Source organism: Citrobacter sp. wls714 (assembly GCF_005281025.1).
Lineage (GTDB): Bacteria > Pseudomonadota > Gammaproteobacteria > Enterobacterales > Enterobacteriaceae > Citrobacter > Citrobacter werkmanii.
The window spans coordinates 24,117-42,848 of record NZ_SZWZ01000105.1; the positions used below are offsets into that span (position 1 = coordinate 24,117).

The 18,732-nt window shown below is 53.0% G+C and carries 18 protein-coding genes and 1 riboswitch; of the genes, 8 read left to right on the plus strand and 10 right to left on the minus strand.

What is annotated here, in order from left to right; genetic code table 11:
- The first annotated feature begins 2 nt into the window (after positions 1–2).
- On the plus strand, positions 3–1,163 hold the full coding sequence (locus tag FDX11_RS23215; protein WP_137365396.1) for a glutathionylspermidine synthase family protein: 1,161 nt from the start codon (positions 3–5) through the stop codon (positions 1,161–1,163).
- 40 nt (positions 1,164–1,203) lie between these two features.
- Here the strand turns inward: FDX11_RS23215 and ygiD are convergent, their stop codons facing one another.
- The gene (gene ygiD, locus FDX11_RS23220) at positions 1,204–1,992 is read right to left on the minus strand and encodes a 4,5-DOPA dioxygenase extradiol (RefSeq protein ID WP_137398593.1); all 789 of its coding nucleotides are present in this window, start codon (positions 1,990–1,992) and stop codon (positions 1,204–1,206) included.
- A gap of 147 nt (positions 1,993–2,139) precedes the next feature.
- On the opposite strand from ygiD, the gene zupT reads away from it, so the two are divergent.
- Positions 2,140–2,913 carry a zinc transporter ZupT gene (gene zupT, locus FDX11_RS23225; protein WP_038633928.1) on the plus strand — a complete coding sequence of 258 codons (774 nt, stop codon included), beginning with the start codon at positions 2,140–2,142 and terminating at the stop codon, positions 2,911–2,913.
- Between the two features lie 66 nt (positions 2,914–2,979).
- Here the strand turns inward: zupT and FDX11_RS25195 are convergent, their stop codons facing one another.
- On the minus strand, positions 2,980–3,156 hold the full coding sequence (locus tag FDX11_RS25195) for a hypothetical protein (RefSeq protein ID WP_064507033.1): 177 nt from the start codon (positions 3,154–3,156) through the stop codon (positions 2,980–2,982).
- A 430-nt stretch (positions 3,157–3,586) separates the two neighbouring features.
- On the minus strand, positions 3,587–4,240 hold the full coding sequence (ribB, locus tag FDX11_RS23230; RefSeq protein ID WP_038633931.1) for a 3,4-dihydroxy-2-butanone-4-phosphate synthase: 654 nt from the start codon (positions 4,238–4,240) through the stop codon (positions 3,587–3,589).
- Positions 4,241–4,346: 106 nt separating this feature from the next.
- Positions 4,347–4,497: riboswitch (FMN riboswitch) on the minus strand.
- 132 nt (positions 4,498–4,629) lie between these two features.
- On the opposite strand from ribB, the gene ubiK reads away from it, so the two are divergent.
- Positions 4,630–4,926: a ubiquinone biosynthesis accessory factor UbiK gene (gene ubiK, locus FDX11_RS23235; protein ID WP_038633935.1), complete on the plus strand. Its 297-nt coding sequence runs from the start codon at positions 4,630–4,632 to the stop codon at positions 4,924–4,926.
- A gap of 32 nt (positions 4,927–4,958) precedes the next feature.
- Here the strand turns inward: ubiK and glgS are convergent, their stop codons facing one another.
- The gene (gene glgS / locus FDX11_RS23240; protein ID WP_087856824.1) at positions 4,959–5,165 is read right to left on the minus strand and encodes a cell surface composition regulator GlgS; all 207 of its coding nucleotides are present in this window, start codon (positions 5,163–5,165) and stop codon (positions 4,959–4,961) included.
- Positions 5,166–5,426: 261 nt separating this feature from the next.
- On the opposite strand from glgS, the gene FDX11_RS23245 reads away from it, so the two are divergent.
- Positions 5,427–6,056, plus strand: a complete 630-nt coding sequence (locus tag FDX11_RS23245) for an OB-fold-containig protein (protein WP_137398594.1) — start codon at positions 5,427–5,429, stop codon at positions 6,054–6,056.
- Positions 6,057–6,079: 23 nt separating this feature from the next.
- Positions 6,080–7,747, plus strand: a complete 1,668-nt coding sequence (locus FDX11_RS23250; protein WP_137398595.1) for a flotillin family protein — start codon at positions 6,080–6,082, stop codon at positions 7,745–7,747.
- A gap of 65 nt (positions 7,748–7,812) precedes the next feature.
- Here FDX11_RS23250 and hldE read toward each other — a convergent pair whose 3' ends face one another.
- The 3 genes from hldE to FDX11_RS23265 are packed head-to-tail and all read right to left on the minus strand — an operon-like array spanning position 7,813 to position 13,495.
- Complete coding sequence (gene hldE, locus FDX11_RS23255) at positions 7,813–9,246, minus strand: bifunctional D-glycero-beta-D-manno-heptose-7-phosphate kinase/D-glycero-beta-D-manno-heptose 1-phosphate adenylyltransferase HldE (protein WP_137398596.1); 1,434 nt, start codon at positions 9,244–9,246, stop codon at positions 7,813–7,815.
- 59 nt (positions 9,247–9,305) lie between these two features.
- The gene (gene glnE / locus FDX11_RS23260; RefSeq protein ID WP_137398597.1) at positions 9,306–12,146 is read right to left on the minus strand and encodes a bifunctional [glutamate--ammonia ligase]-adenylyl-L-tyrosine phosphorylase/[glutamate--ammonia-ligase] adenylyltransferase; all 2,841 of its coding nucleotides are present in this window, start codon (positions 12,144–12,146) and stop codon (positions 9,306–9,308) included.
- Positions 12,147–12,193: 47 nt separating this feature from the next.
- Positions 12,194–13,495, minus strand: coding sequence for an inorganic triphosphatase (locus tag FDX11_RS23265; RefSeq protein WP_137398598.1), 1,302 nt, complete (start codon positions 13,493–13,495; stop codon positions 12,194–12,196).
- 242 nt (positions 13,496–13,737) lie between these two features.
- Between FDX11_RS23265 and FDX11_RS23270 the strand changes: the two genes are divergently transcribed.
- Both FDX11_RS23270 and FDX11_RS23275 read left to right on the plus strand, forming a co-directional pair.
- Positions 13,738–14,358, plus strand: a complete 621-nt coding sequence (locus FDX11_RS23270; RefSeq protein WP_048232822.1) for a TIGR04211 family SH3 domain-containing protein — start codon at positions 13,738–13,740, stop codon at positions 14,356–14,358.
- A 62-nt stretch (positions 14,359–14,420) separates the two neighbouring features.
- Positions 14,421–15,662 carry a multifunctional CCA addition/repair protein gene (locus tag FDX11_RS23275; RefSeq protein WP_137349754.1) on the plus strand — a complete coding sequence of 414 codons (1,242 nt, stop codon included), beginning with the start codon at positions 14,421–14,423 and terminating at the stop codon, positions 15,660–15,662.
- A gap of 97 nt (positions 15,663–15,759) precedes the next feature.
- On the opposite strand, the gene bacA is transcribed toward FDX11_RS23275, so the two are convergent.
- Both bacA and folB read right to left on the minus strand, forming a co-directional pair.
- Positions 15,760–16,578 carry an undecaprenyl-diphosphate phosphatase gene (gene bacA, locus FDX11_RS23280; protein WP_137398599.1) on the minus strand — a complete coding sequence of 273 codons (819 nt, stop codon included), beginning with the start codon at positions 16,576–16,578 and terminating at the stop codon, positions 15,760–15,762.
- Between the two features lie 86 nt (positions 16,579–16,664).
- A complete protein-coding gene (gene folB, locus FDX11_RS23285; RefSeq protein ID WP_042311051.1) occupies positions 16,665–17,033 on the minus strand; it encodes a bifunctional dihydroneopterin aldolase/7,8-dihydroneopterin epimerase in 369 nt (122 codons plus the stop codon).
- 106 nt (positions 17,034–17,139) lie between these two features.
- Between folB and plsY the strand changes: the two genes are divergently transcribed.
- Positions 17,140–17,757: a glycerol-3-phosphate 1-O-acyltransferase PlsY gene (gene plsY, locus FDX11_RS23290; protein ID WP_003024662.1), complete on the plus strand. Its 618-nt coding sequence runs from the start codon at positions 17,140–17,142 to the stop codon at positions 17,755–17,757.
- 31 nt (positions 17,758–17,788) lie between these two features.
- Here the strand turns inward: plsY and FDX11_RS23295 are convergent, their stop codons facing one another.
- On the minus strand, positions 17,789–18,730 hold the full coding sequence (locus FDX11_RS23295) for a LysR family transcriptional regulator (protein WP_079225981.1): 942 nt from the start codon (positions 18,728–18,730) through the stop codon (positions 17,789–17,791).
- Between the last annotated feature and the right edge of the window lie 2 nt (positions 18,731–18,732).

The following is an 18,732-nucleotide window of genomic DNA, read 5'->3' on the forward strand; positions in this document are numbered from 1 at the left end:
TCATGGAAAGAGTCAGTATTGTTGAGCGCCCGGACTGGCGCGATAAGGCCACCGAATACGGTTTCAACTTTCACACTATGTACGGCGAGCCGTACTGGTGTGAAGACGCGTACTATAAGCTCACGCTTGCCCAGGTTGAAAAGCTGGAAGAGGTCACCGCAGAGCTGCATCAAATGTGCCTCAAAGTGGTGGAAAAGGTCATCGCCAGCGATGAGCTAATGACCAAGTTTCGCATTCCAAAGCATACCTGGGGCTTTGTTCGTCAGTCCTGGCAGACACAGCAGCCGTCACTTTATTCGCGTCTGGATCTGGCGTGGGACGGCACGGGTGAACCCAAACTGCTGGAAAACAACGCCGATACGCCAACGTCACTGTACGAAGCCGCGTTTTTCCAGTGGATCTGGCTGGAAGATCAGCTCAATGCCGGCAACCTGCCGGAAGGCAGCGATCAGTTCAACAGTCTGCAGGAAAAGCTGATCGAGCGCTTCACCGAGCTGCGTGAACAGTATGGTTTTCAGTTGCTGCATCTGACCTGCTGTCGTGATACGGTCGAAGATCGCGGAACGATCCAGTACCTGCAGGATTGCGCTGCCGAGGCTGAGATCGCCACTGAATTCCTTTATATCGAAGATATTGGCCTTGGTGAAAAAGGTCAGTTCACGGATATGCAGGATCAGGTTATTGCCAACCTGTTCAAACTTTATCCGTGGGAATTCATGCTGCGTGAAATGTTCTCCACCAAGCTTGAAGACGCGGGCGTTCGCTGGCTGGAACCGGCCTGGAAGAGCATCATCTCCAACAAAGCGCTATTACCGCTGTTGTGGGAAATGTTCCCGAACCATCCGAACCTGCTGCCAGCGTACTTCGCCGAAGACGACCATCCGCAGATGGATAAATTCGTCGTTAAACCGATCTTCTCGCGCGAGGGGGCTAATGTCTCCATCATTGAGAACGGGAAAACGATCGAAGCCGTTGAAGGGCCGTATGGCGAAGAAGGTATGATCGTACAGCAGTTCCATCAGCTCCCGAAATTTGGCGACAGCTATATGCTGATCGGCAGCTGGCTGATTAACGATCAACCTGCTGGCATCGGCATTCGTGAAGACAGAGCATTGATCACGCAGGATCTCTCGCGCTTCTATCCGCATATTTTTGTCGAATAATCGTTGTGCCGGGTGAGGCGAAGCTGCCACCCGGCATTTCTCATCCAACCTGTACAGACAACATACTTAAACTTCCCATCTCAATCCCGTCGACAGGAATAGTCACCGGCTCTTTGCCATCCCACGCGCCCAATACATACAGCAGCGGCAGATAGTGATCCGGCGTCGGGTTCGATAACGATCCACCTTCATGATTGAGGTAGTTGACCAGAGGGTGCTGTTCAACCGGTCCCTGCCATGTCAGGTTGGCCTTCACATAATCGTTGAATGAGATCGCCCACGGGTATGGCGTGTTCTCACCGTGCCAACGCGCAGTACGCAGATTGTGTACCACATTGCCGCTGGCCACCAACATAATGCCTTCATCACGCAACGCCGCCAGCTTACGGCCTATCTCAAAATGCCAGGCCGCGGGTTTGGTGCTGTCGATGCTCAGTTGCACCATCGGAATATCCGCATTCGGATACATCTTGATCAGCACGCCCCAGGAGCCATGGTCGAATCCCCACGCTTCTCTATCTAACGTGACGGGCACAGGGGAAAGCAAATCCACCAGATGCTGCGCCAGCTCAGGTGAACCGGGGGCCGGGTAATGCGTGTCATACAGCGCCTGCGGAAAACCGCCAAAATCATGGATTGTTTTTGGCGCTTCCATCGCCGTCACGCCTGTTCCACGGGTAAACCAATGCGCCGACACCACCACAATGGCTTTCGGACGCGGCAACGTTTCCCCCAGTTGCTGCCAGGCACGGGTATAAACGTTATCTTCCAGAACATTCATCGGGCTACCGTGGCCCAAAAACAATGCTGGCATACGAGCTGAAGACATGATGATATCCTTACTGAGGGAGTCATTTTGATACCATCACAATACGCTTTTTCGGTTAATGAAGAACTCAGATAACCATGATGAAGATCATCAGTTATTTTGACGATCTGGCCCGGACAGCAGATTGATAAGGAGTTAGATTTGTCGATGTCAGTACCTTTACTTCTGACTTTACTGGCAGGCGCCGCCACGTTTATCGGCGCATTTCTCGGCGTGCTGGGGCAAAAACCCTCTAATCGCGTTCTTGCCTTTTCTTTAGGTTTCGCCGCCGGGATCATGTTACTGATTTCTCTAATGGAGATGCTACCTGCTGCGCTGGCCGCTGACGGCATGTCGCCGGTGTTGGGTTACGGGATGTTTATTGTAGGCCTGCTGGGCTACTTTGGCCTCGACCGTATACTGCCGCATGCTCACCCTCAGGATCTGGTGCAAAAAACCACGCAGCCTTTACCCGGTTCCATCCGGCGTACCGCGATTTTATTAACGCTCGGCATCAGCCTGCACAACTTCCCGGAAGGAATTGCGACATTTGTTACTGCCAGCAGCAACCTCGAACTGGGCTTTGGTATTGCCCTTGCCGTCGCATTACACAATATTCCTGAAGGATTAGCCGTGGCGGGTCCAGTCTATGCGGCTACGGGATCTAAACGCACCGCGATATTCTGGGCCGGGATTTCGGGCATGGCGGAAATATTGGGTGGCGTACTGGCGTGGTTAATTCTCGGTAGTCTGATTTCGCCGGTAGTAATGGCGGCGATAATGGCGGCCGTTGCAGGTATTATGGTCGCGCTGTCCGTCGATGAATTGATGCCATTGGCAAAAGAGATCGACCCCAATAATAATCCCAGCTATGGGGTATTGTGCGGAATGTCGGTGATGGGGTTAAGTCTCGTCATTCTCCAGTCTATGGGAATCGGCTAATCCAGAGGGCGGATGCCACCCTACAAGTTTAACAGCATCCGCTCATCCATAGCAGAACGCGAAGGACTATTCCTGTCCCTTAACCGCGCCGTTATCTTCGCCAGGTCGACGAAAGAGTTTGTTACGCGCCTCAAGCAGCGCATCTCTGTCCTGGCGGAACGCACGACAATAACGCTTCATATGACAATAATAACCCACCGCAACGAGTGCAATTAATACAATCCAATACCAGGCAATAAACATTCTTTTACCCTTAATATTTAACATCATTAAACATTTAACGTTAAAAATTTACACTAACTTATTCTGACCTACCCCTATAGTGGCATAACACAGAAACAAATATATGATTTCGATCATATAACCCAACTGTGCAGGGAATGACAAACGTGTATTAAAAATAAAACAATGTAGAAACAAGCCTGTTTCTAAATAATATTTATTATTCTGTAAATATCCTCAGCTCACTTAAGACAAAGTGATAAAATCGCTAATCCCTGATAATTCATCTCTTTCCCGGCCAATAAACAGAATTATTTAAACTCTACTTTCGGCAATGCCATTTAATTGCGGAACATTTTAAATATAAGCAGGCCTCGATAACAAAAAACCGAAGCCAGAAAACTGACTTCGGTTTTTTTATCCCTACCACAACAAGCGTGGTTATGAGCAATTAGCTGGCTTTACGCTCATGCGCCTGACGGTAAGCCACCAGGTCTTCGATAGTGACCACAGCCATATTATGCTTGCCGGCAAATTCGATGCACTCCGGCGCGCGCGCCATGGTGCCATCGTCATTGGTCAGTTCGCACAGCACACCGGCTGGTTTAAAGCCTGCCAGCGTCATCAGATCGATGGTGGCTTCAGTATGACCGCCGCGAGTCAACACACCGCCTGCCTGAGCTCGCAGCGGGAAAACGTGTCCCGGGCGGTTCAGATCGGAAGGTTTTGCGCCATCCTTAATTGCCGCACGTACCGTAGTAACACGGTCTGCAGCGGAAACGCCGGTAGTCACGCCTTCTGCGGCCTCAATGGTCACGGTAAAACCGGTACCGTAAGCACTGGTGTTATTTTCCACCATCATTGGCAGATCGAGCTGTTTGCGTCGGTCTTCAGTGATGCACAGGCAAACAATACCGCTACCGTGACGGATGGTCAGCGCCATCTGTTCAACGGTCATGGTCTCCGCCGGGAAAACCATATCGCCTTCGTTTTCACGATCTTCGTCGTCAAGCACCATCACACCGCGTCCTTCACGCAGCGCAGAAAGCGCATGTTCAACACGTTCGAAAGGCGTACCAAAAGAGGAAAGTAGCGTCTGATTCATGGTAAAAAAACCTCACTAAAATTATGGTTACCAGAATCAGGGCAGTCTTAGGAGTACCGTCTAAGCGGCAAAAAAATAACGTGAGCGGGTCCATGCCCGACTGGATCGTTACTCTCTCCCATCCGGACTCTAACCGTCGGCCCCGGAATTACACCGGATCTGCTGACCTTTGAGTTTGCACCCAAAGCGCTCGCGGGCTTTCAGCATTAAGCTGATTTACCGCCGGTGGGGAATTTCGCCCCGCCCTGAGAATAAGCGGGTTAACTATAACGCTATTGATTACCTTCATCAACGCCTTTACTCGACTTAGCTTCACACAATTCTGGTTTATGCCTGCGCCCATTCGCACTACAATAAGCAGCAACACGTACCAGTTCAGGGAAACCATAATGATTGACCCGAAAAAAATTGAGCAAATTGCTCGTCAGGTTCACGAGTCGATGCCGAAAGGGATCCGGGAGTTTGGGGAAGACGTCGAGAAGAAAATTCGTCAAACGCTGCAGTCACAACTGACCCGTCTGGACCTGGTAAGCCGTGAAGAGTTTGATGTGCAGACTCAGGTTTTGCTGCGTACCCGTGAAAAGTTGGCGCTGCTTGAACAACGCCTGACTGAGCTGGAAGCGCGTGAAAAAACGGCAGAAGTTAAGCCTGCCCCTGCAATCCCCTCAGTCGATCCGCAAGAGTAAAAACGACAACGGGCCGCAAGGCCCGTTTTTTGTTAGTGTTCCAGTTCGAGTTTCTTCGCCTCTGTCGCCTGCTGGCAGTACAGCGCATAACGTTTACAAAACCAGCTACGATGTTCCTCATCCATATTGCCAGTGACGGCCTGGATATCAACAGGGTGTCCCTCAGCCTGCATCCTGGCAAAACTGCGGGCCAGGAAATCGAAATTGTTCATTGAATACATGTTGCTGTGCATGAGCATACCCTCCAGTTATTGAATATCTGCTAAGGCCATATGCTTTTTCTGATTTCAGTATTTCCCTATACACGAAATGGTTTTGTACATAATGTGCGCAAATTTATAGCCCAGGCTCACACTTTCCTACGAAATATAAGGGGGCAATAAGTCCCCTTTCGGATTTAAGGATAATGGCTCGGCATGCTATTGTAACGTTATGTAAAAGTAACAGGTAAAACCGTTACTTTTGACACTATCAGGGAACGTAGTCGCAGGAGGAAAAAGTTGGTTTTATTTACGGAATATAACGGCCCCTACCTGTTTGCTATTTCATTTGTACTACTGATTGGCCTATTGGAAATCATCTCTCTTATTTTCGGTCATTACCTTTCTGGCACGCTTGATGCGCATCTCGAACATTACGATGCCCTGACCTCCGGCAATATTGGCCAGGCGCTTCACTATCTCAATATCGGGCGGATCCCGGCGCTGATCGTGCTGTGCTTACTCGCTGGCTTCTTTGGACTTTTCGGTATCCTCATCCAGCATGGCTGGGTCACGTTGTGGCAAGCACCGCTGAGTAATCTACTACTTGTCCCGGTAAGTTTTATTCTCGCCGTCTTCGCTGTGCATTACAGCGGAAAAATTATTGCTCCATGGCTACCACGAGATGAAACCACCGCCCTCGCCGAGGATGAGTTTATCGGCAGCATGGCGATTATTACCGGACATTCTGCGATTGCCGGTACCCCATGCGAAGGCAAATTTACCGACAAGTTTGGGCAGACCCACTATGTGCTGCTGGAGCCTGAAGCGGGCAAAGAATTCAAAAAAGGAGACAAGGTGCTGATTATTTGCCGACTCTCTGCAACGCGTTACCTGGCCGAGCTAAACCCCTGGCCGACTATTTTATAATTTTATACAGAGGGATCTCATAGATGGATGATGTTTTTGGCATGTTACCTTCATGGATGTTTACCGCCATTGTTGCGGTGGTCGTCTTAGTAATTATCGGGATTATTTTTGCCCGCCTGTATCGCCGCGCGTCTGCTGAACAGGCGTTTGTGCGTACCGGCCTTGGCGGGCAAAAAGTGGTGATGAGCGGCGGCGCAATTGTCATGCCGATTTTCCACGAAATTATTCCAATCAATATGAACACCCTCAAACTTGAGGTGAGCCGTTCAACTGTCGACAGTCTCATCACCAAAGACCGTATGCGCGTGGATGTCGTCGTCGCCTTTTTCGTGCGTGTAAAACCGTCTGTGGAGGGGATTGCTACCGCCGCACAGACGTTGGGTCAGCGTACGTTGTCGCCAGAAGATTTACGTGTGTTAATCGAAGATAAGTTTGTCGATGCGCTACGTGCCACAGCATCGCAGATGACCATGCATGAACTGCAGGATACGCGAGAGAACTTCGTTCAGGGTGTACAAAACACCGTGGCGGAAGACCTGTCCAAGAACGGGCTGGAACTGGAAAGCGTTTCGTTAACCAACTTTAACCAGACCGAAAAAATCCATTTCAACCCCAACAACGCCTTTGATGCCGAGGGTCTGACTAAGCTGACCCAGGAGACGGAACGTCGTCGTCGCGAACGTAACGAAGTCGAGCAGGACGTAGAAGTTGCCGTTCGTGAGAAAAACCGTGATGCGCTGTCGCGCAAGCTGGAGATCGAACAGCAGGAAGCCTTCATGACGCTCGAGCAGGAACAGCAGGTGAAAACCCGCACGGCCGAGCAAAATGCCAAAATTGCCGCCTTTGAAGCCGAACGTCATCGTGAAGCTGAACAGACGCGTATCCTTGCTGAACGCCAGATTCAGGAAACGGAAATCGAACGCGAGCAAGCCGTTCGTTCAAGAAAAGTGGAAGCGGAGCGCGAAGTTCGCATTAAAGAGATCGAACAGCAGCAGGCTACTGAGATTGCTAACCAGACCAAGTCCATCGCCATCGCCGCCAAGTCCGAACAGCAGTCCCAGGCAGAAGCGCGTGCTAATGATGCGCTGGCCGAGGCGGTTCGCGCTCAACAGAACGTAGAAACCACTCGCCAGACCGCAGAAGCCGATCGTGCCAAACAGGTGGCGCTGATTGCCGCCGCGCAGGATGCTGAAACACAGGCCGTTGAACTGACCGTACGTGCGAAAGCAGAGAAAGAAGCGGCAGAATTGCAGGCAGCCGCAATTGTTGAACTGGCCGAAGCCACGCGGAAAAAAGGTCTCGCGGAAGCCGAAGCACAACGCGCATTGAACGATGCGATTAACGTGCTTTCTGACGAACAGACCAGCCTGAAATTTAAGCTGGCTTTGCTGCAGTCCCTGCCAGCAGTGATTGAGAAATCCGTTGAGCCAATGAAGTCTATCGATGGGATCAAGATTATTCAGGTTGATGGTCTCAATCGCGGCGGTGCAGTCGGTGAAGTGACCGCAGGTAACGTAAACGGTGGGAATCTGGCGGAGCAGGCATTATCCGCAGCTCTTGCCTATCGCACACAAGCGCCGCTGATTGATTCGCTATTAAATGAGATAGGTTTGTCCGGCGGTTCGCTGTCGGCGCTGGCCGAACCGCTGAAAAACAGCCCACAGCCTGTTGAGAAAACGACTGAAGAATAAGATATAGAAATGCCGGATGGCAACGCTTACGCGTTTTATCCGCCATCCGGCAAACTTTCCAGGTGTTACTTATCGCTGTCTTTCTGGATCTTCTTAATGATATTGGTCGTTGAGCAGCCGTCTTCGAAGTTCAGCACCAGCACTTCACCGCCGTTCGCCCACACCTCTTTGCTGCCCGCAATATCTTCTGGCTTATAATCGCCGCCTTTTACCAGCAGATCCGGCAGGATGCCCGCAATCAGACGTTGCGGTGTATCTTCTTCAAAAGAGACCACCCAGTCGACGGCCTCCAGCGCACCCAGTACGATCATCCGCTGTTCCAGCGGGTTGACCGGACGCGTTTCGCCTTTCAAACGTTTGGTCGAAGCATCGCTGTTTACCGCTACGATCAGGCGATCGCCCAGCTTGCGCGCGTTTGCCAGATAGGAGACGTGCCCCGCATGCAGGATGTCGAACACCCCGTTGGTCATCACGACTTTCTCACCGCGTTTGCGGGCGCTGGCAACGGCCTGTTTCAGCTCAGATTCGCTCATCACGCCAAAGCCAGTATCTGCCCGACCGCGTACGGCGTTTTCCAGTTCAATGGGAGAAACGGTGGAAGTCCCCAGTTTACCTACGACAACACCGGCTGCGGCGTTAGCAAAGTAGCACGCTTCTTCCAGAGAGTTACCCGCCGCAAGCGTCGCCGCAAGCACGCCAATAACCGTATCGCCCGCGCCGGTCACGTCATACACTTCCTGCGCCTGGGTCGGCATATGCAGCGGTGCTTTACCCGGTTGCAGCAGCGTCATCCCCTGCTCGGAACGCGTGATCAGCAAAGAGGAAAGGTCAAAATCAGCAATCAATTTCATGCCGCGTTCCACCAGCTCATCTTCGCGTTTGCACTTACCAACAACCGCTTCAAACTCAGACAAATTCGGCGTCAGCAGCGTGGCGCCACGGTAGCGTTCAAAATCGGTTCCTTTCGGATCGATAAGCACCGGAACTCCGGCCTTACGCGCCAGCGCAATCATCTGTTGGACGCTTGCCAGCGCGCCTTTGGCGTAATCAGAGAGCACCAGCGCGCCGATAGAACCCAGCGCCTGATTAATACGCTCGTGCAACGGCTGCGGATCCACACCTTCAAAACCTTCTTCGAAATCCAGACGAATCAGCTGCTGGTTACGGGAAAGCACGCGCAGTTTGGTAATCGTCGGATGGGTCGGTACGGAGACGAAATCACATTTTACGTTCACATCCGCCAGCGTTTTGCTCAGCGCACGCGCCGCGTCATCAATACCAGTCAGGCCCACCAGACGCGAATTCGCTCCCAGGGAGGCAATGTTCATCGCCACGTTTGCTGCGCCACCGGGACGTTCTTCGATGGTATCCACTTTCACCACCGGAACCGGCGCTTCAGGCGAAATACGGCTGGTAGGACCGTACCAGTAGCGATCCAGCATCACATCACCGACAACCATTACTCCTGCACGTTCAAACTCTGGCAGCGTTACTTTCATTCCTGTCTCCTGAGAGATTCTCTGAGGGTCTTAAAATTTGCGCGCGATAATAGCACACTTCACTCGGCAACCAGCCACTTCTGCCAGCTGTCGCGCACCAGCGTGCGTTCAGCCTCAAAGCACTCTGGCGCCACATGGCCCGGAAGCTCCTGCAAGGCAAGATGGTGAAGTTCATCACGCAGCGTCGTATAAGCACGGGTAAGCGCCAGCGCCTCCTGCTCATCCATAATGTCGTTTTGCGCCAGTAATTCCAGAATGCGCACGTTATCCGACCAACGCGTCAGCTTCGGTTTTTCATGGGCATAGCGCAGCACCAGGTATTGCGTAATGAACTCAATATCGGTGATGCCGCCTTCGTCCGCTTTGATATCAAAACGATCGCGATGCTTATTGCCCAAATGGGCACGCATTTTCTCACGCATTTCGCGCACCTCGGTTTGCAAGGTTTTTCCGTCACGGACGAGGGTCATGATATCGCGACGCACCGCGTCAAACTGAGAGGTCAACTGCGGGTCACCGTACACTACGCGCGCGCGCACCAACGCCTGATGTTCCCATGTCCAGGCTTCGTTGCGCTGGTAATCGGCGAAAGCATCCGCTGATGTTACCAGCATCCCCGCCGCACCGGACGGACGCAGTCGCGCATCCACTTCGTACAAAATACCAGAGGAGGTACGGGTGCTGAAAAGGTGCATAATGCGCTGCGCAAGACGCAGATAGAACTGTCGCCCGTCAATCTCACGTTCGCCATCCGTCATGACATCCATCGGACAATCGTGCAGGAAGATCAGATCGAGATCCGAGCTATAACCCAACTCCCAGCCGCCCAGCTTGCCATAGCCGACCACGGCAAAACCGCGTCCCTCGCGATCGCCAAGATGGGTGGGTTGCCCGTAGCGAGCGACCATCTGCGTCCACGCCTGCTGGACTACCGCATCGATAATGGCTTCCGCCAGCCAGGTTAAGTGATCGCTCACCTTCATCACCGGCAACGTACCGGCGATATCAGCCGCGGCAATACGTAACAGCTGGGTTTGCTTAAACTGACGCAGCGCTTCCAACTGTTGCTCTTCGTCATCTTCCGGCACGCGCAGTAAATACTGACGCAGCTCATCACGGTAGGCATCTGTCGCCGTGGGTTGATACAGCGTGTTCGGATCCAACAGCTCGTCGAGCAACAGCGGATACCGCGCCAACTGGCTGGCGACCATCGGCGAGGCGGCACACAGTGAAATCAGGTGTTTGAGCGCGCCGGGAAATTCGCTCAGCAGCTCCAGATAGGTTGTACGGGTGACAATGCCCACCAGCAGCGGCGTAATGCGCGACAGCGGAACTGAGGCGTCGTCACGCGAACAGACATCGCTCAGCAGATGCGGCATTAGATGATCCAGCACCTGGCGTCCGCGCGGGCCAATGGTGCGTTTATCCAGCTCTTTACGGAAATCCGCGATCAGCGACAGGACGCGTCGCCGATCGTCATCCGCCAGATGCGTCAGCACCGGCGTGCTGTCATCTTCCTGTAAGGCGTCCTGCCACAATTCGCGCCACTGTTCTGACAGTGACTCCTCCTGTGTTTCGGCTTCGTCATCGCCAATCAACTCGTTAAATACCCGACGCACATTGTGCATATGGCCAGCCAGCACATCGGTCAACTGCTGCCAGTCATCAACGTTCATTCCCCACGCCAGCCGCGCACGATTCAGTTCATCACCCGGCAGCGTCTGGGTCTGTTCATCATTGATGCTTTGCAGCAGGTTTTCCAGACGGCGTAAATAGAGATAGGCTGCGCGCAATTGCTCCGCGTCGGTATCTGGCAACAGGTTTAACGCATTGATGGCGCTCAACGTCGGTAACAGTGAACGGGATTGCAGCGACGGCTCGCGTCCGCCGCGAATAAGCTGGAATACCTGCACGATAAATTCGATTTCACGAATACCGCCCGCCCCCAGCTTAATGTTGTCCTTCAGTCCGCGACGGCGCACTTCACGGGCAATCATCCCTTTCATGTTACGCAGAGACTGGATCACGCTGAAATCGATATAACGACGGAAGACAAACGGTCGCAGCATGGCGCGGAGTTCATTGACGTAAGAGCCATCAGCATCGCCCATAATGCGGGCTTTGACCATTGCATAACGTTCCCAGTCGCGGCCTTGTTCCTGGTAATAATCCTCCAGCGCAGAGAAGCTCAGCACCAGCGGACCACTGTCGCCAAATGGGCGTAGGCGCATGTCCACCCGATAAACAAAGCCATCCATTGTGGGCTGATCCAGGACCTTGATGAGCCGCTGGCCCATACGGGTAAAGAACTGCGCGTTATCCAGCTCGCGTCGCCCGCCCTGCGTACTGCCGTGCTCCGGCCAGGCAAAAATCAGGTCGATATCGGAGGAAAAATTCAGCTCGCCGCCGCCCAGTTTCCCCATGCCTAAAATCAGCAGCGGTTGCGCAACACCTTCTGGATTACAAGGCGTTCCCCATTCGCGACAACAAGCGGCGTATAACCAGTCACGCGCGGCAACGATCAGCGTTTCAGCCAGATGGCTTAGCTGCTGCAAGATACTCTCTTCCGTCACCAGCGACAGCGTCTGCGCCCACGCGATACGCACCATAATACGACGGCGAAACAGGCGTAGCTCACGCATCAGCGTGTTTTCGTCGCTGACCTCGGTCAAAGCCTGCTGTAACCAGGCGGCATAATGTTGCCATTCGTCCACCTGAGGCGCTGCGCTTTCCAGCTCCAGCAGCCATTCAGGATGGGCAATAAGGCTGTCGCGGACAAAATCACTGAATGTAAGCACTGACTTCGCCTGCACGCTAAGCGAGGACTCAGATATTGTTGTTGGCAGCCGCTCAACAACGGTCGGCCAGTACTGCTGTAACGGTGAAGAGAGCTGCTTCATTTATGAGTTATCCTTTGAATGGCGCCAGATGGCGGCCTCAGTCCTGATTATCGTTTTCCGCTGTGCAGCCAGAACGGTTCCAGCGCGATTGCCTCATTGCGGAAGTGTTCAATTTCAATATATTGGTTGGCCGCAATGGCGTGACGCAGGCCCTGCCAGTTGGCGATCCATTCCGAGGCGACATTTTCGTCATAATATCCCGCCAGCATCAGCATGCTATCAATGTTGCGCGTCAGGCGTGGAAGCTGATCGGCATACTGATCGCCCAGCGGCTGAGCAAACGCGGTTTTCAGTTCAGCGGCATGGCGCGAGAGATGAATATCTGAGAAACGCTTAAAGGAGTCGGCAATTTTACCCTGCGCCTTCGCATCAAGGAACGGCTGCCATCCTTTGGTTACCAGCCACTCGGTCAGCGCCAGTTTTGCCATCGCTGTTTGTGTGCTGTAAACCGCCGAAACGGCAGAAACGTCCGACGCCATGATCGCATCCGACTGGGTCAGTAAATCTCGTAAGTGAGCACTCGCTTTTCGTGGCACAATACCGCCAAACAGCATCAGAATGTGGCGCACCAGGCCCATTGCCCCCAGTACCTCGGCTTTTGCCCCCTTGACGCCACGTACCCACAGCTCTTCATGGTACTGCCACTGTGATAATGCCAGCTCCAGCGCCGCTTCCAGACCTTGCTCGATGCTCGCCTTCACGGGAACCCGTAAAATGCGCGTCGGTTTGAGTTCACGCGGCGCATTCCCCTGCGCTAAATGATAGCCGCGCGCCGCTTTGCTCAGGCTACCCTGCCGTAAACCAGTTTGTGAAACCAGCTGGTTTGCCAGCTTCAGTACCGCACGGGTATCGCCACTTAGCAGTTCCAGTTCAAGCTCACAGATAGGTTCAGCAAACTCGCCCGCTTTCACTTCCCCAAGGTCGAGGGCTATCTCAATCCGACTACCGTCGACATCAAGGCACCATTTCTCACGGTAAAAATCGGTGCTAAACAGCGGCTGCACCTGAGAAGCGAGTTCCGTGGGTAGCTTGCCATCCGGCCAGACTTCAGCGGGAAACAGGGCGAGATCCAGCTCAGGCGTGCTCAGCGCAACGTTATATTCTGGTCGCTGATGCAGACCGCCCGTTACCCGTCCGGCAATTTTCATGGTCATTTCATAATGACCGTTTTCACCGCGAATACGCAGTCCCATATCGTGACCACGCAACCAGGCATCCGGCGTTTCGTAGTAGATATTCAGCAACTGGCTGGGCGCGTGATGCTCTCCTCCCAGCGTATTCAGACGCTCACGTAGCGCATCTACAGCATCACTATTGACGATAAATTTTAATTCGATTTCCTGGGCCATGGTCTTGTACTTATGGGTTATGTCACAGTTGAGAAAACTGACTGCGAACTAAGTTCGTTCTTAATGGTCAAGTAGATAGTATTTTGCGCCAAATTGCCATGCAACGAGCAATTTGACGGGCGTAAAAGTTTCGGGTGGTGGCAAAAAGGACACAGATGATTCCGATTGATGTCGAATGCTTTGCGTAGAGACACTGATGCCACTACTATCGTTCCACTTTCTATGACAATAACGACAGCCTGATGCCAAAATTACGCCTGATTGGATTAACTTTACTCGCACTTAGCGCCACTGCAGTCTCACATGCCGAAGAAAAGCGCTATGTCTCTGACGAACTGAACACCTGGGTCCGCAGCGGTCCGGGAGATAATTATCGCCTCGTGGGTACGGTTAACGCCGGCGAGGAAGTCACGCTTTTACAGACTGACGCCAACACCAACTACGCCCAGGTGAAAGACAGCACCGGACGTACCGCCTGGATCCCGCTGAAAGAGCTGAACAGTACGCCGAGCCTGCGCACCCGCGTTCCCGATCTGGAAAACCAGGTTAAGACGCTGACAGATAAGCTCAATAATATCGATACCACGTGGAATCAGCGCACCGCCGATATGCAGCAAAAAGTGGCGCAAAGCGACAGTGTGATCGACGGCCTGAAACAAGAAAATCAGAAGCTGAAAAACGAACTTATCGTGGCGCAAAAGAAGGTCAGCGCAGCCAATCTGCAGCTTGATGACAAACAGCGCACCATCATCATGCAGTGGTTTATGTATGGCGGCGGCGTGCTGGGTCTTGGTCTGCTGCTCGGTCTGGTTCTGCCACACATGATCCCAAGCCGTAAACGCAAAGATCGCTGGATGAACTGAATCGCCTTCTCCGCCACACTGACATATGATTAAGGGATGATTTTTTTCAGAAGGAAAGTGGCGTGAAGATTTATCTGGTCGGTGGTGCTGTTCGGGACGCGTTAATAGGGCTACCGGTTAAAGATAAAGATTGGGTTGTTGTCGGCGCCACGCCGCAAGAGATGCTTGACGCGGGCTACCAGCAGGTAGGCCGCGATTTTCCCGTGTTTCTCCATCCGCAAACCCGGGAAGAGTATGCGCTGGCGCGTACCGAACGTAAATCTGGTTCGGGTTATACCGGGTTCACCTGCTACGCCGCAGCGGATGTCACGCTGGAGGACGATCTTCAGCGTCGCGACCTGACTATCAACGCGATGGCCCGCGATGACGACGGGGAAATTATCGACCCCTATAACGGACGCAGCGATCTGGAAAACCGCCTGCTGCGCCATGTTTCTCCCGCCTTTAGCGAAGATCCGCTACGCGTGCTGCGCGTGGCGCGCTTTGCTGCCCGCTATGCGCACCTCGGTTTTCGTATCGCTGACGAAACCATGACATTGATGCGCAACATGACCGCTGCCGGTGAACTGGAGCATCTGACGTCAGAGCGGGTGTGGAAAGAAACGGAAAACGCCTTAACCACCCGTAATCCACAGGTATTCTTTCAGGTTCTGCGCGACTGCGGCGCATTGCGCGTCCTGTTCCCGGAAGTGGATGCCCTGTTTGGCGTTCCAGCGCCCGCGCAGTGGCACCCGGAAATCGATACCGGTATTCATACCCTGATGACGCTGTCGATGGCCGCCATGTTAAGCCCCGAGGTCGACGTGCGCTTTGCCACGCTGTGCCACGATCTTGGCAAAGCATTAACGCCCAAAGCGCTGTGGCCACGCCATCACGGTCACGGTCCGGCGGGCGTCAAGCTGGTCGAGCAACTGTGTCAGCGCCTGCGCGTGCCAAATGACATCCGTGATTTAGCCAAACTGGTGGCCGAGTTCCACGATCTCATTCATACCTTCCCCATCCTGCAGCCAAAAACCATCGTGAAGCTGTTTGATTCCATCGATGCCTGGCGTAAACCGCAGCGTGTAGAGCAAATCGCCCTGACCAGCGAGGCCGACGTGCGTGGGCGTACCGGCTTTGAAGCGGCGGATTATCCACAAGGGAGACTACTGCGTGAAGCCTGGCTGGTTGCGCAGGCGGTGCCAACGAAAGACGTCGTTGAGGCCGGATTTAAAGGTCAGGAAATTCGGGAGGAGCTGACGAAACGGCGAATTGCGGCGGTGGCCAGTTGGAAAGAGCAGCGTTGTCCGAAACCAGCCCAGTAAACTGACGTTACCTGATGACGGCATAAATGCCGTATCCGGCCTACATATCGCGCCCGTAGGCCGGATAAGCGTAGCGCCATCCGGCATTTAATAGCGATCAGAAAAAAACCACATAGACGGCGGCCGCCACAATAAAGCGGTAAATCGCAAACGGAATAAACGAGATGCGTTTAATCAGTTGCAGGAAGGTTTTGATCGCTACCAGCGCCACGATAAACGCCGTCACGAAACCGACTGCAAACATCGGAATATCTGACGCGCTGAGGAACGACCAGCTTTTGTAGAGATCCAAGGCCGTTGCGCCCATCATCATCGGCACCGCCAGCAGGAAAGAAAACTCAGATGCCGCGTAACGGCTGACCCCCATCAGCATACCGCCAGAAATCGTCGCCCCAGAGCGGGAAAAACCCGGCCACAGCGCCAGGCACTGGAAACAGCCAATCATAAACGCCTGACGATAAGTCATATCATCCAGCCCCGGCGCGCGCGGCTCTTTCGGCTTCAGGCATTCTGCGGCTATCAGCAGCACGCCCCCTACCACCAGCGCATACATCACGTTGATCGGGTTAAACAGTGATTTGATGGTATCGTGGAAAACCAGACCGAGGACAACGGCCGGGATCATCCCGAGCAGGATATGTCCCAGCGTCAACCGACCTTTGCCAGTCCCTTCGTGTTGGACCTTGCCAAAGTGAATGCCAATCAGGCAAAACAGACGTCGCCAGAACATCACTACGACGGCCAGAATAGAACCCAGTTGGATAACCACTTCAAATGTTTTTGCGGTATCGCCCTCAAAACCCAGCAGGTGGCCAACAATAATCATATGGCCGGTACTGGAAACGGGTAAAAATTCCGTCAATCCTTCGACCACACCCAAAATTGCCGCCACCAGCAGCGAGTGCATATCACTCATTAATAAACCCCTAGATAGAGAAACCACGGCAAAAAAGAGCCGACGAAAGGACCCTTTTATACCCGTTTGTTTTAGAAATTATTAAATTAATTATTTTCTTTCAGATTACTGCCACGCTCAATGATAACCCCGACGTTTGCCGCACGCGCCACCGCGCCAGGTTTACTGAGTTTGATACGCACCCATGGGGAATTAAAGCGACTAAGCAGGAGGTCAGCCACCTCTTCCGCTACGCGCTCTACCAGTGCAAAACGCCCGCCTTCCACATGATTAACAACCGTTTGAGCAATATCAGCATAGCTCAGGCAATCAGCGACATCATCGCTTTTAGCCGATTTACGGTTATCCCATGCCATTTCGATATCGAACACCAACTTTTGCTCGATTGTCTGTTCCCAGTCGTAAACACCGATGGTGGTGATTACTGAAAGTTGCTCTATAAATACAATATCCATCACGACCCGCCTGCTTTTTGGCTAACCCGGATACCACTTCCGGCGAAATATGCGTATTATCCACAGAAGTAGCGTTTTACACGACATTTTCAAAACGGAACAGCTTATGAGTGCAATCGCGCCTGGAATGATTATCTTCGCGTACCTCTGCGGCTCTATTTCCAGTGCCATTCTGGTATGCCGCCTCGCTGGATTGCCGGACCCGCGTGACAGCGGCTCTGGGAATCCGGGCGCGACAAACGTGCTACGCATAGGTGGCAAGGGAGCCGCCGTCGCCGTACTGATTTTCGACGTACTGAAAGGCATGTTGCCCGTCTGGGGTGCCTATGCACTAGGCGTCAGCCCCTTCTGGCTGGGATTGATAGCGATCGCCGCCTGTCTGGGACACATCTGGCCGGTATTCTTCGGCTTTAAAGGTGGGAAAGGCGTTGCCACCGCCTTTGGCGCAATTGCGCCAATTGGTTGGGACTTAACGGGCGTAATGGCGGGAACCTGGCTGCTGACTGTCTTACTCAGCGGCTATTCGTCATTGGGCGCTATCGTCAGCGCGCTGATTGCTCCCTTTTATGTCTGGTGGTTCAATCCCCAGTTCACCTTCCCGGTTTCCATGTTGTCGTGCTTAATTCTGCTACGTCACCATGACAACATTCAGCGTCTGTGGCGCCGTCAGGAGCCGAAAATCTGGACCAAACTGAAGAAAAAACGCGAAAAAGATCCTGAGTGACGATACTGCCGGATGGCGGCGCTTAAGCGTCTTATCCGGCCTGAGGGACGTGATACCCTTCAATTGGCTTACCCAATCGGTGCTGACACCACGTCGCCAGAAACTCCACACAGACGCGAAGCTTCACGCTGCGATACAGCGGCTCCTGATAAACCGCCCAGATATTGGCGCTTTGTGCATAGTCCGGAAGTACACGCACCAGTCCACCGCTTGCCAAAAACGGTTGTACGTCCCATTCGGAACGCAACATGATCCCTTTTCCCTGCAGCGCCCACTGCAACACAATCTCACCGCTGTTCGATGAAAGGTGCCCAGCTACCTTGACCGATTTTTTCTCCTGGCCGTTATCCAGCTCCCACACTCCGTGGGTCATATCGCGTTCTTTGGTGACCAGGCAATCATGCCGACTTAATTCCTGTAGCGTCATCGGCTCGCCATATTTTTGTAAATAGGTCGGGGCCGCACACAATATTCTTTTGTTTTTCGTTAACAAATGCGCAATATAATAATCAGGAATTTCATCATTAATACGAATATCCAAATCGATATTATCCTGCGCCAAATCAATTTGCCGATCGTAAAGCTCAAAATGCACCTGTAATTCAGGGTAGCTATGCATCAGTTCGGTAATGGCCGGCGCAATATAGCTGCGCCCAAAACCAAAGCTACAGCCGATACGAATCATCCCCGCCGGGCGCGTTTTGATTTGCGTGACGTCATCAACCAGATGCTGGTAGCCCGCGAGGATCGCCTGGGCATGTTCATAGCAACGTTGACCACTCTCAGTTAACGCCACGCCGCGCGCAGAGCGGTTAAGCAACGTCGTCCCCAGCGTGGATTCGAGGATTTGAATACGTTTTGTCACAAACGCTGGCGTCTGTCCCAGCGTGGCGGCAGCGGCGCTAAAGCTGCCGCTATGAACAATTTCAACCAGCACCTGCAGGTCTTTCGCCAGGGGATACGTGTTCAGCATGG